General features: G+C 49.1%; 10 protein-coding genes and 1 riboswitch. Of the genes, 8 read left to right on the forward strand and 2 right to left on the reverse strand.

Annotation, left to right across the window (positions count from 1 at the left end; all coding sequences use genetic code 11):
* Positions 1-13 precede the first annotated feature (13 nt).
* Entirely contained in the window at positions 14-463 is a 450-nt protein-coding gene (locus tag AABK39_RS10385) for a hypothetical protein (protein ID WP_338391278.1), read from the reverse strand.
* A gap of 133 nt (positions 464-596) precedes the next feature.
* On the opposite strand from AABK39_RS10385, the gene AABK39_RS10390 reads away from it, so the two are divergent.
* The 3 genes from AABK39_RS10390 to AABK39_RS10400 all read left to right on the forward strand — a co-directional run bounded on the left by AABK39_RS10390 (position 597) and on the right by AABK39_RS10400 (position 1687).
* Positions 597-860: a hypothetical protein gene (locus AABK39_RS10390; protein ID WP_338391279.1), complete on the forward strand. Its 264-nt coding sequence runs from the start codon at positions 597-599 to the stop codon at positions 858-860.
* Between the two features lie 26 nt (positions 861-886).
* Positions 887-1261: an outer membrane protein assembly factor BamE domain-containing protein gene (gene bamE, locus AABK39_RS10395; protein ID WP_338391280.1), complete on the forward strand. Its 375-nt coding sequence runs from the start codon at positions 887-889 to the stop codon at positions 1259-1261.
* Between the two features lie 114 nt (positions 1262-1375).
* Positions 1376-1687 (forward strand): hypothetical protein, encoded by a 312-nt coding sequence (locus tag AABK39_RS10400; protein ID WP_338391281.1) that lies wholly within the window; start codon positions 1376-1378, stop codon positions 1685-1687.
* A gap of 43 nt (positions 1688-1730) precedes the next feature.
* Here AABK39_RS10400 and AABK39_RS10405 read toward each other — a convergent pair whose 3' ends face one another.
* Positions 1731-2480: a hypothetical protein gene (locus tag AABK39_RS10405; protein WP_338391282.1), complete on the reverse strand. Its 750-nt coding sequence runs from the start codon at positions 2478-2480 to the stop codon at positions 1731-1733.
* A 242-nt stretch (positions 2481-2722) separates the two neighbouring features.
* Positions 2723-2897: riboswitch (cobalamin riboswitch) on the forward strand.
* A 202-nt stretch (positions 2898-3099) separates the two neighbouring features.
* Here AABK39_RS10405 and AABK39_RS10410 point away from each other — a divergent pair.
* The 5 genes from AABK39_RS10410 (at position 3100) to pafA (ending at position 11910) form a co-directional block, all read left to right on the forward strand.
* Positions 3100-4686, forward strand: a complete 1587-nt coding sequence (locus AABK39_RS10410; RefSeq protein WP_338391283.1) for a DUF5074 domain-containing protein — start codon at positions 3100-3102, stop codon at positions 4684-4686.
* Between the two features lie 435 nt (positions 4687-5121).
* Positions 5122-6228, forward strand: a complete 1107-nt coding sequence (locus AABK39_RS10415; RefSeq protein WP_338391284.1) for a PKD-like domain-containing protein — start codon at positions 5122-5124, stop codon at positions 6226-6228.
* A gap of 777 nt (positions 6229-7005) precedes the next feature.
* Positions 7006-8913, forward strand: a complete 1908-nt coding sequence (locus AABK39_RS10420) for a TonB-dependent receptor (RefSeq protein WP_338391285.1) — start codon at positions 7006-7008, stop codon at positions 8911-8913.
* 12 nt (positions 8914-8925) lie between these two features.
* Positions 8926-10086 (forward strand): YncE family protein, encoded by a 1161-nt coding sequence (locus AABK39_RS10425; protein WP_338391286.1) that lies wholly within the window; start codon positions 8926-8928, stop codon positions 10084-10086.
* Between the two features lie 171 nt (positions 10087-10257).
* Positions 10258-11910, forward strand: coding sequence for an alkaline phosphatase PafA (gene pafA, locus AABK39_RS10430; protein ID WP_338391287.1), 1653 nt, complete (start codon positions 10258-10260; stop codon positions 11908-11910).
* Positions 11911-12010: the final 100 nt, after the last annotated feature.

Here is a 12010-nt window from a genome sequence, read left to right on the forward strand (position 1 = left end):
CGTACGTCTATTCTTACCGTTTCCTCAAAGCAGTCAAAAGCCAAACAACACCCACACCGAAGAGCGCAGGTACGCCGTAAGCCAAAAACGAAATCCTCTCGAAAAACGGGGTAGTCGTTACGTTAAGGCCCGCCAGCACCACCAAGGAAATGCACATGATCAGGTTTACAAGGCCGTTAAACACGAATACCCAACCCGACAACGCTTCTATAAAAGCGGGCTTGCTTTGCCTGACTGGGGAGTTAGACAATGTTCTCCCAAAAAAATAAAACGTGACATTCGCCACGAAGATAAACAATAAGCTCCCGTAAAAAAACTGGCTTTTACTAACGTAATCCGTAATTTTCCCCGCGCCGTCCACGTTTATCCCAACTTCATATGGCATAAATCCGTAAACGGACAACAGGACCACCACAGTCAACAACAGCGTAATTCCCCAAAAAAAGGAATGCATCTTATTCATATCTCGGCTCTATGATATTTAAATTTTCCCTACATCCCGGAACTTTTCCCGGATTCCGTCTAGAAAATTAAAAAATCACGGACCCGAATACAAAATTCCGCCTACATACTTTTTTCATATAAAAGCCACAGCTATGGGATACATGGGATTCGGAATGAGCAAAGGAGCCAATTCCGCCAGACCAAATCAAGCCTTTGAAAGCACCTCCGATTACAGGTCAGCTCCATCAAAACATAAGCATAAGAAACCGTCAAAACCTTCGCCTACAGACCCGTCCGTTCTGGCCAAAATCCGTGAAGACGCCGTAAAAGCGAACCGTAAACGTCTTCTTACCAAAATCGCCTTGTTCTCGCTTATTTCTTTTTCCCTGATACTCTTTTTCTATTTCGTGTCGTAAATTCACGACTCGAAAAAACAGCCTCTATGAGAAAATCAATCCTAGCGACGCTAATCGCACTATCTGCGTGCGCATGCCAAAGCGAAAAGAAAATACCGGGCTTTGACTCCGCTTCTTGGAAATCGGACAAAAAAGGATGCGACGGCATTCGCCTTCAACAGGCCGACAGCCTAATCAAATACCGGAACGAGGTTAAGGGGATGACCGTTGACCAAGTTCAAAAGGTAATGGGCCTTCCGAATTCGTCCGAACTTATCAGACGAGACCAGCAATACTACATCTACACGCTCTCGCCCGCCAAGACTTGTCCGAACTTTAAGAAAGGCGGAAAGAAGCTTTCGCTGAGGCTTAGATTCAATTCCATCGGCACTGTTAACGAACTCACGATTACGTCTCGCTAAGGCTAATTCGGCGTATTCCGAACGAAAGTCGGTCATCGCTGTTTCTTGATAAGATGCTATATAGCTCAAACAAGCTTTCGCATCTATGTTCAAGAAACAAAACGCCAGCTTGACATGCGTATCAAATTCAGAATAGAGAAAAAGAAAGTCGTAAAGTGCGTATATCCTGAAATCAGCATCGACACCAACGACTACCCGGAACTCAAAGGCTTAGACTCGGGCCAACTTCGCCACCGTATAGCGAAATACCTGGACGAAATGCCCGCCACCGACAACCAATACGACAGCCTTTGGGAACAGGCCAAGGCCGGTATGAAGGAATTTGACATGGATCCGGACAACGAGGAATTGGAAGTGTTTATCCACCTTGACGATGAGGACGGCCCCGCTTCCGACTTCTCGGAAGACGATATAATCACACCGTAAAAAAACTATGGGCGCTCTGAACATTCCAGGCGCCCGTTTTTTATTATCTCTCAGGTAATTTTCTCGGCGGAACAATACCGAAAATCGCCTTAGCCTTTTCCAACAAAGCTTTCTCTGAAGAATCGCCCATTCTCATAAAACCGACCAGATTTTTAGCTTGTTGCGGTTTATGCTCTTTCAAATACGCCATAAATTCCCGGGCCTCGTTAGAGTGTCCGTCACCGTGGCCTACCACCAAAAGCTCGTCGGCATCGGAGACGCACTCCGCCAAACGCTCGAAAAAATACGGATCCTTTGGCGCTTGCTGTCCCTTGAAATGTTCCGGCTGAAAATCCGCTTCCGTTTTTTTATGATGCTGACGCCTTCTGAATCCGTCCCAGTCCCTCGGCTCAAGGCAGATTGCGTTGTTCTCGTTACCCAAACGGTAAACTTTGCTCTCGTGTCCAGCGCAAACCACCACAATTTTGCAATCATCAAGCTCCACCGTACTTTCGGTAAACTCCGCCATAGTCTCGTGATCGGGATGAACATCGTGACGCAACAAAAACTCACGGATCTTCTGCAAATCCGCCCCTTCCATCAACTTCTCGTTTGCGGGATGTTCTAACTGAAAATCATCACGGTCGTAGATAACGCTTACTTGCCGCATGTCTTTCATGTCTTTGCGGACATCCTTCTCGTGGATTCTCGCACCCAAAGAATGAAACATTCCCTCCACGGCATACCACGGAAGCTCCCCGTCCATCGGACGCTGAAATATCTTCTCTAATGTTCGAAACGTTTTCCGGTTCATAACTATTCGGTTTTAGATTCCATTTTCTTTTTTGCGCTCTCAAGCCACAAAAACTTCTCTCTCCACCCTAACAGGGTTCCTTTTCTAACCCGATCGATTCGCTCTTTGTTAGCCAATTAAATATTCCGGCCAGCCATATACGTTTCAATCGTAAGCGTCGGTTCCAAAAACAACACAACAAGCCTCGACGTAGAGAATCACATAAAAATCACCTCTTATGCGTGGCTTTTCAAAAAGCGCCTTTTATATTTGCGTTGTCACGGTTCCGAAAGGATTAATAGGGAATTTTAATAGCTGTACCCGCAACCGTAAGTCCGATACATGATTATCTCCCACCCCTTTGCCACTGCCAACTGCGGCGGGAAGGCCAGAGATAATTGGACAAGCCGGGAGACCTGCCTGACGAGCCACAATTACGTTCCGCTCGGGTTTTAGCGCTACGTAATGAAGCCACGATTACTGTAACACACATTTCAGTCTTCCTTTAAAGACCAATTTTGTGTTTCGGCTCCGAAACTGCGCATGGCGTCCGGAGCACTCTATTTCCCATGCAAAAAGGACCTTTCAGCCCGGCCGGATGAATGGACCCTGAAATTCTTATGTCCAAAAAGTTTTACAAATGAAAAATTTTAGAAGCCTGTTGGGGCTGTTCGCATTACTTTTTATCGGCCTTACTGCCTGCGACAATGACGACGACATTATCACCCCGGATATTTCCGGCGGCACTTACACGGCCTTTCTTGAGGAATCCACAACACTAAAACCTGATGTAAGCCCCACAGACGGCATGACATTCAAATGGTTTGACATCGAGAAAAAACTTCTGTCCGAGACGCTAGAATACACTTTCACGCCTGACAAAACCGGCACTTTCAAGTACATTTTCCACGCTACCAGACTGGAACAAACCGCCATCGACACATTTACGGTTATCGTCAAGCACCCTACGCCTAGCGTATCGCTCAATATCGAGTCTTTCAAAGGCTTCCAGCACGGATTTCCTGTAAAACTAGAGGCCTCGGTGTTCAAGTACGACAAAGACACCGAAATGACTTGGAGCCTCAACGGCGAAGATATCGGCAAAGGTAAAACGCTTGATTTCGACGCTGAGGGCACAGGTGTTTTCACCGTCACCTTTACCGCCCGCAACCCAAGTATCGCCATTTCGGAGAGCGTAACCATCGAAAAGCTCTCTTACACTGACAACGGCACGCTTGTAGTAAACGAAGGTTGGTTTGGGCACGAACCCGGCAACCTGAACTATTGGATGAAAGATTCCAGCAGATTCTCATACAGGGTTTTCAAGAAAATTAATCCCGAAAAGAATCTCGGCGTCACTTCGCAAGCGGGTGTTTTGCACGACGGGAAAGTCTACATCATGTCCAAGCAAGCGCCTCAGCTCGTCGTGCTTGACGCCGCTACATTGAAATATCTGAACGAAATCGACGTATTTACAGGCAACAAATACTCATACGCCCATCACTTTGTAGGCGTGGACGCTAACAAAGGCTTCCTTAGCTCTGCGGACGGCGTTTATCCCGTCAACCTTACGGACCTTTCTGTCGGTGACAAAATTGAAGGCATTTCCGCCGGAGGCATCATGAAACTCTCAGGCGGGAAAGTGTTCGTTCAAGGAGTCTCTGGCGAGAGCAAAAAAATATTCGTCCTTGACGCTAACGCGGGCACTTTGGCCAACACCGTGGATATTTCCGGCGCCGTAGCCGGGCTCGACATTGACGCCGACGGCAATGTTTGGGTTGGCGCAGGAGAGAAATTGATAAAAATCAACGCTTCCGATCTCACAACCCAAGAGAAAACCCTTCCCGAAGATGTCACCATCAAAAACGGGTGGGTATGGGACGCCGGCGCGCTTACCACCTCCAAGACCGAAAGCGCCGTCTTCTTCAAGAGCGGAAAAAAACTTTACAAATATGTTCCCGCCGACAGCGAAACAGCTGAGCTGACCGCTATCCTTGACCTGACCGACATGGTAAGCAACAACTTCTATAACGGAGGCGTTAAGGCCCACCCTACCACAGGCAACATTTATGTAAATGCGGTCAAGAGCGGATGGGGCAACAATTACAAACAAAACGGCATGTATGTTCGCTCCTCGGCAGGCGCAAACATCCTTACTTACAACTACGGTGGAACCGAAGCCGACAACTCGTTCTTCTACTTCCCCGCAGACTTCGTGTTCTTATAATTTAAAACAAAGGGAATAAACGCTGGCTTTTTGTGTCTCACTGCAAATATCTTCACTCGTATCACTCATTATTATGAGGCACGAAGCTAGGCTAGCGCAATATGCTTAGAGCAAAAGCACTATTTATTTTATTAAGGATCGGGGAAGTCAGGCGCCCCGGTCCTTTCCCGTTTCCGAAATACCGGAAAACAAAGCCTAAACATAGCGTCAAAGCGACGGTAATTATTTCGCCAAAGCTTCGTCGCCACAATTGCCGGGACATTCAGTGACCAAACAAGACTTGGCGCACATTTCCCAGCCCATAACTGATGAGCATCATAACCCTGCGGGTTGGTTAATCCATCCGCTTCGATGAAATTTGAATATGGAACACCGGACATGCCGGGTTTCACCTTTTTGTTTACGATATATACCTTCTAACACAAGGTTTGGCCTATGAATCTACGCCGCACACTTACAGTTTTGTTAGGAGCCGCCTTCCTCGGCGCCTGCTCCAGCGACAGCGACGATCCCGTCGTTCCAAAACTCGATATCGTTTGGGATATCCCCTCACAGGGATTCAACACCAAGGTTAACGAGACACTTTTACTTAGCCCCAGCGTAAAAAACGAAGGCGACGCACCCGTATACCAATGGATCGAGAAAGGCGTCACTGTCGCCACCACCTCTACGCATATTTTCCAGAGCTCGGCGCCCGGTGAATTCACCGTAAAATTTAAAGTCCAGAACGGCGCTCAAGCCGATTCGGTCAAATTCAATGTAACCGTCACGCCCGGCGACAACCCCGCTCCCGACAACGCGTACCTTAGCGAGGTATTCGAATACGCACCCGCTCCGGGACAATTTGTCAACACCTCGCTCGGGGAAAAAGACTCCGGCAAAGACATCATCGGCAAGGAAGGGTCACTTATCACCCTCGGCGGATTCGGCGGATATATCATTGCGGGCTTTGATCACGACGTCAGCAATGGCTCCGAAGAGGACATCATTATCTACGGCAACGCCTTCGAGGGCAGTTCCGAGCCGGGAATCGTTTTCGTGATGCAAGACGAAAACGGCAACGGCAAACCCGACGATACTTGGTACGAAATCAAAGGCGAAGCGCACGACGACGAAGGCGTTCACCGTGACTACGAGATCACCTACAAGCGTCCGGCCAGTGCTACCGCCGATGTTCCTTGGACTGACAACAAAGGCAACTCCGGAGCCATTAAGCGGAATGGCTACCACGAGCAGGAATACTTTCCAAAGTGGATTGAAGACGACAGCTACACCCTCCGCGGAACCCTGTTGCCCGCCCGCACCAAACACGACGATACAGCCGGACACATAATCAACCCAAGCTACGGCAAGGGCTACGCCGACAATACCTCGGGCGGTGACCGTATAGACATTTCAAACGCCATTGACGCCGAAGGCAAAGCGGTAACCCTTTCTTCTATCCGCTTTATCAAGGTACAGTGCGCGGTAAACAAAGACGCCGGCAACCTCGGCGAGGTTTCCACCGAAATCTCCGGAGCCGCCGACCTTTCGAAGTTCTAAAACACTGGGTGCCCAGACCGGCAAAGCCTCTTCTCAAGGCTTTGGTCCGCCCGGCCTGAGGGCTACCCGATTCCGCTCCGTGGGCGCGGCAAGCGTCAGCATGCCTGCATACCCGGAGCGGATCTTATTTCATTTGCATTGAAAAGTTATGCGATTGTTGCTCCATACGTACCCGTCGTCATCGGCACATACCCGATTCGGCAAGGATTTTTATCCTTATATGGGAGAAAAATGCACTTTTGACTTTTCACAAAAGCACAGGGACGCCGTTTTGCCTTCGCAAAGGCCCGGTTTTGTTCCTTCCGGAATCGTTTCATCTGATCCCGGCATTATTTCGTCTTGTTCGACACCCATTATTATTGGCCCTGATAAGGCCAAATCGACTTACGCAACCAATTCCATTGGCTTGGGCATAGTTTCTTCAACCCATGCGACCAATTTTATTGGCTACGGCACAGTTTCTTCGACTCATGCGACCAATTTCATTGGCTACGGCATAGTTTCTTCGACTCATGCAACCAATTCTATTGGCTACGGCACAGTTTCTTCGACTCGTACTACCAATTCTATTGTCATGTACGTAAGGTCGATGTACTCCGGCGTAATTTTTATAACTGCGCATCCAATTCCATTAGCAAAGATTTCTTTACCCGAAGGGAAGAGCCCAAATACGGCATCGTGATGAAAGGATTCTACTTAAATAAAATACTACCCCTCTTTATTCTTTTGACAACTGTCGGAAATATCGCGACAGCGCAAGAGAAAATAATCGATTTCATGGACACGTTAATTGTGCTCCCCGATATTCAAGTCATTGACAGCCGTATACTGGAACGTTCCGGGTTCAAAAACCAAACGATCGACACGCTTACGCTAAAGGAATACCGCTCGGAAAACCTAGCCGAAGTGCTTACGATGAAAACATCCATCTTCATCAAGAGCTACGGACCCGGCGGCTTGGCTACCCCGTCATTCAGAGGCACGGGCGCCAGCCATACGCAGGTGTACTGGAACGGAATAAACCTGAACTCGCCCACTATGGGCCAGACCGACCTCTCTTTGCTCCCGATCGGCTTTTCGGATATGATAGACGTCAACTTCGGGGCTTCCAGCCTACTTTACGGAACGGGAGGCTTGGGCGGAGCTATCCGTCTCGGCAGTAATCCTGACGCTATCCGGGGCTTCGAGATCAACGCCACGCAATATGTAGGCAGTTTCGGGACTTACACGTCCAATGTCGGGCTTAATTACGGCAACGGCACTTGGCAAGGCGTAACGAAAATCTTTTACAAAACCGCCGACAACGACTTTGAATTCGTGAACACTTCCCAAAAAGAGAGTCACGAAGACGAAGACTACCCTACCCAAACCAACGAAAACGCCGAATTGCGACAGTGGAGTGTTCTTCAGGAAGTTTATAGATCCGTGGGACAACACGGAACCCTAGCCGCCAGGGTTTGGTATCAGGACAGCGACAGAAACCTTTCCTCGCCAATGAACCAGAAGCCCGGCGACGACAACCAGAAGGATGAGACACTCCGCACGATGTTGGAATGGAAACACAACGACGAAAACAAGAACTTCATACAGCGCGCCGCCTATGTAAGGGAACAACTCGACTACTCTGACCCGAAGACCAAAACCGATTCGGAGAGTGTCACCGACAGTTATTTCCTGAACGGGGTGGCCAATTTCAAATTCGGGGAGAAAGTATACCTGAACAGCGGCTACAATCTCCGTCACGACGAAGCGGACACGGACGATTACCAAGATCTGGAATCCGGCAATACCGTAAGGCGCACGCAGACCACCTTCGACATTTATTCCAGCGTAGAATGGCACCCGGCCGAAGCGTTGGAAATATCGTTCCTGCTCCGTCAACAGTGGATTGACGGCGACGCAAAGCCATTGCTACCCTCTCTGGGGGCGAACTATCAAGTAATAAACCACCGTGGCGTTAGCGGAACAGTCCGAGCCAACGTTTCCAAGAGCTTCCACGCCCCCAGCCTCAACGACAGGTATTACTTTCCGGTAGGCAACCCCGATTTGCTTCCGGAAGAAGGCAATTCCATCGAGCTCGGCACCGACTGGGTCATTCTTCAGGACAACTGGCACTTCGACTACAGTTTAACCGCCTATGCCTCGTTAGTGGATAACTGGATCGTATGGCGCCCAGGCGTACGCAACCTCTGGGCCCCGGAAAACCTGAGGGAAGTATACTCGCGCGGACTTGAGAATTCCTTAGGCGCACGCTATACTGTCAACGGCTGGACTACGGAAGCCAGAGTCAACTACTCTTATATAATATCGGAAAACCAGAAAAGCTATGACGGCAACGATGATATTGTGGGCGAACAGATGATCTACGTGCCCAAACATAATTTTAATGCCACATTACGAGTAAGCCACAAAGGCTGGTACGCTGTAGCGGAACAACTAGCCTACGGAAAAAGGAATATCAGAACCAAAGAGGAACAGGAAGACGAACATCTGGCGCCATACTACCTCACCAACTTAAGCGTAGGCAGAAACTGGGCTTCGGGACGAAACAATTTCGGTCTCCGACTTAAAGCCAGCAACCTGTTTGACTACACATACCAGTCCGTAGCCCGACGCCCGATGCCGGGGCGATACTACAGCCTTACGCTAAACTACGGACTGAACCCCAAACCGAAGACCAAGTAAAAAGGAACGCCGATGATTAGGACAGAGATGAAATATACCGCTTCGGAAGGCCAAAAAGGGACAACTAGCTCCAAGCTCTTTAGCCATGTGAGAAGACTGGCCATTATCGCAGGAATTTTAGCAACAACCTTAGCCTGCAACGATCCCGAGGATGCCTTGGTCGAGAACTATAAGCCTCCGTCGGGCAATTACACAAACGGAGTGTTTGTATTGAACGAAGGAAATTTCGATTGGGGAGTCGGGACGCTCTCGTTCTTCTCTCCCGAAAAATCGCCGTGGATAGACGGCCACCGCGAAACCGAATCAAAAATCTTTCGCCAGATCAACGACTCCGAACTAGGCAACGTATCGCAGTCCATGACCATCTACAAAGGCAAGGGCTACATCGTCATCAACAATTCCGAACGGGTAATCGTCACGGATCCGGGCACCATAAAATGGACAGGCACTATAGAAGTTCCAGGCGGAAGCCCCAGATACTTACTCCCCATTAATACCAAGAAAGCCTACCTAACCGAACTGTACGTCGACTGCGTGTGGATAGTGGACCTGGAAAACGAAAAGATCTCAGGCAAAATCCCGGTAAGCGGCTGGACCGAAGGGCTAATCCTATTCGAAAACTATGCCTTGGTCACAAAAAAGAGAACCACGAAAGACAAAAGGGAAGGCGGAGAAGTCTTGCTTAAAATCGATACCCGCACCGATGAAGTAGTGGACAGCGTAGCATTGCCCAAAGGCCCGTCCAGTATAGTGATGGACCAACGCAGAAAAGCCTGGGTCCTCTGCGACGGAGGCTTGCAAGACCAGCCCAATCTCGTTCGCCTCAACCCATTTACCATGAAGGTGGAAAAAACCTTCCCCTTCCCCAACGAAGCCGTGATAGCGCCCGGCAACCTCCGCTCAAACGAAACCGCCGACACGCTATACTTCCTTAACGGAGGCGTATGCCGTCACCCAATCGACGCTCCGGAGCTTAATCCGAACGCGTACATCCCGCAAAGGGAGAAGTTTTACGCAATGGACATTGAGCCGGGCACAGGCCTAATCTACGTCGGCGACGCGCTGGACTACCTCCGGCGAGGCATCGCCTACCGCTTCCGCCCCAACGGTCACCCCGTCGATTCTTTTCGAGTAGGCGTCATCCCGACAGGCTTTACATTTAACCAACCATAACCGCCAACACTCGCACAAAGTGTGTATTTAATCGAAAAAACCACATCTTAAGACCTTAAAGGCGCGTTCCAAAAACAAGAAGCCTTCAATTTGATTGTCCAAACAACCGCATACGGGGACGAAAACATAAGTCCACGTATCGGAAAGGCAACAAATTGAAGGCTTATTCATATGGGAAGAATCTACGGAACGCTAATCGCATTTTTATTCGCATGGTGCGGTAACGCTATCGCGCAAGAGAAAAAACCAAAGCTGGTAGTCGGCATTGTCATTGACCAAATGAGGCAAGAATACCTTTACCGCTTCGCCCCAAACTTTGGCGAAGACGGATTCAAAAGACTTATGGGCGAAGGCTATATGTTCAGCAATACCCATATCAACTACGTACCCACGGCCACAGGCCCCGGACACGCTTCCATTTATACAGGCACTACCCCAGCTTATCACGGCATAGTAAGCAACAACTGGTACGACCGAACACTCAAAGAGAAAGTCTACTGCGTCGAAGACAAGCGTTTCCATACCGTAGGCTCCAAAACAGACGCGGGAAAAGCCTCGCCAAACCGCTTGCTCACCACTACAATCACCGACGAACTGAAGCTGGCGTCCAATTTCAAATCAAAAGTGATCGCGCTTTCCATTAAAGACCGCGCGTCCGTACTTCCCGGTGGCCACAACCCCAACGGTGCCTTTTGGTACGACTTCAATACCGGCGATTTCGTCACCTCCACATACTATATGGAAGCGCTCCCAGGCTGGGTTGAGAAGTTCAACAAGAAAGACTTACCTGACAAATTCCTAAAAAAGACTTGGAACAGGCTGTTGCCCAAAGAAGCCTACACCGTCAGCGACACCCATCATTCCAAATACGAAAACGGACTAAACGCCAACGACAAATTCCCCTATGACCTGCAAAAGCTTTCCGAGGGCAAACGGGGAAAAGACCGTTACGGCATTATCCCCAGCACACCCTTCGGCAATACTATCCTGACCGAGCTTGTTTTTTCGGCCGTCAAAAGCGAAAAACTCGGACAGGGTAAAGAAACGGACTTTTTGGCGGTCAGCTACTCCTCGCCCGACATCATCGGACACCGATACGGGCCTCGCTCCGAAGAAATCGAAGACACTTACGTTCGCCTAGACGGCCTAATCAGCGATTTGCTGGCCTTTCTAGACGAACACATAGGCAAAAGCGAATACACCGTATTCCTAACCGCCGACCACGCCGCCACAGCGAATCCGGAATTTCTGAAAGACAATAAATTTCCCGGAGGGTATTTCAACGGCAAAGAGGCTAAAGAGCAAATCAACGACGCTTTGTCAGAAAAATTCGGGATGGGTCTCTGGGTTGAGAGTATGGACTTTATGCAAGTTTACCTTGACCGCGCATTGCTCAAGCGCGAAAAAGTAAACATTGAAGAGGCCTCCGAAGCCGTAAAAGAAGCATTGATGGCCAATGAGATGGTCTCGAGAGCTTACACCGGCAACACCGTTTACAAGGCAGACTATAACGAAGGCGGCATCAAAGGGTTTATGGTTCGTGGCTATATGCCACAGCGTTGCGGTGATGTGATCTTCGCCCAAAAGCCCGGATACATCCAGTGGTTCAACAAAAAAGGGACTACACACGGATCGCCTTACACTTACGACACCAATATCCCAATGCTGTGGTTCGGCGCAAATGTTCCGCACGGATCATCCTCAAAGTATCATCCCGTAACCGATATCGCCGCCACATTGTCCATTATGCTTCAGACGAAATTTCCTTCAGGATGTACGGGGCAACCTATTCAGGAAATATTAGGAGATGATGACAAAGACTGAGAATAGAAAAATAAGGAACACTCCCGCAACAAACATACTCTATCAATAAACGACGAAAGCCGCCCCAGATCGGGACGGCTTTCTTTTTATAACTATGAGT

Source organism: Fulvitalea axinellae (assembly GCF_036492835.1).
GTDB lineage: Bacteria > Bacteroidota > Bacteroidia > Cytophagales > Cyclobacteriaceae > Fulvitalea > Fulvitalea axinellae.

Coding starts and splice junctions, on each gene's coding strand:
- AABK39_RS10385 (WP_338391278.1), bottom strand. CDS start 463: ATGAATAAGATGCATTCCTTTTTTTGGGGAATTACGCTGTTGTTGACT.
- AABK39_RS10390 (WP_338391279.1), top strand. CDS start 597: ATGGGATACATGGGATTCGGAATGAGCAAAGGAGCCAATTCCGCCAGA.
- bamE (WP_338391280.1), top strand. CDS start 887: ATGAGAAAATCAATCCTAGCGACGCTAATCGCACTATCTGCGTGCGCA.
- AABK39_RS10400 (WP_338391281.1), top strand. CDS start 1,376: ATGCGTATCAAATTCAGAATAGAGAAAAAGAAAGTCGTAAAGTGCGTA.
- AABK39_RS10405 (WP_338391282.1), bottom strand. CDS start 2,480: ATGAACCGGAAAACGTTTCGAACATTAGAGAAGATATTTCAGCGTCCG.
- AABK39_RS10410 (WP_338391283.1), top strand. CDS start 3,100: ATGAAAAATTTTAGAAGCCTGTTGGGGCTGTTCGCATTACTTTTTATC.
- AABK39_RS10415 (WP_338391284.1), top strand. CDS start 5,122: ATGAATCTACGCCGCACACTTACAGTTTTGTTAGGAGCCGCCTTCCTC.
- AABK39_RS10420 (WP_338391285.1), top strand. CDS start 7,006: ATGGACACGTTAATTGTGCTCCCCGATATTCAAGTCATTGACAGCCGT.
- AABK39_RS10425 (WP_338391286.1), top strand. CDS start 8,926: ATGATTAGGACAGAGATGAAATATACCGCTTCGGAAGGCCAAAAAGGG.
- pafA (WP_338391287.1), top strand. CDS start 10,258: ATGGGAAGAATCTACGGAACGCTAATCGCATTTTTATTCGCATGGTGC.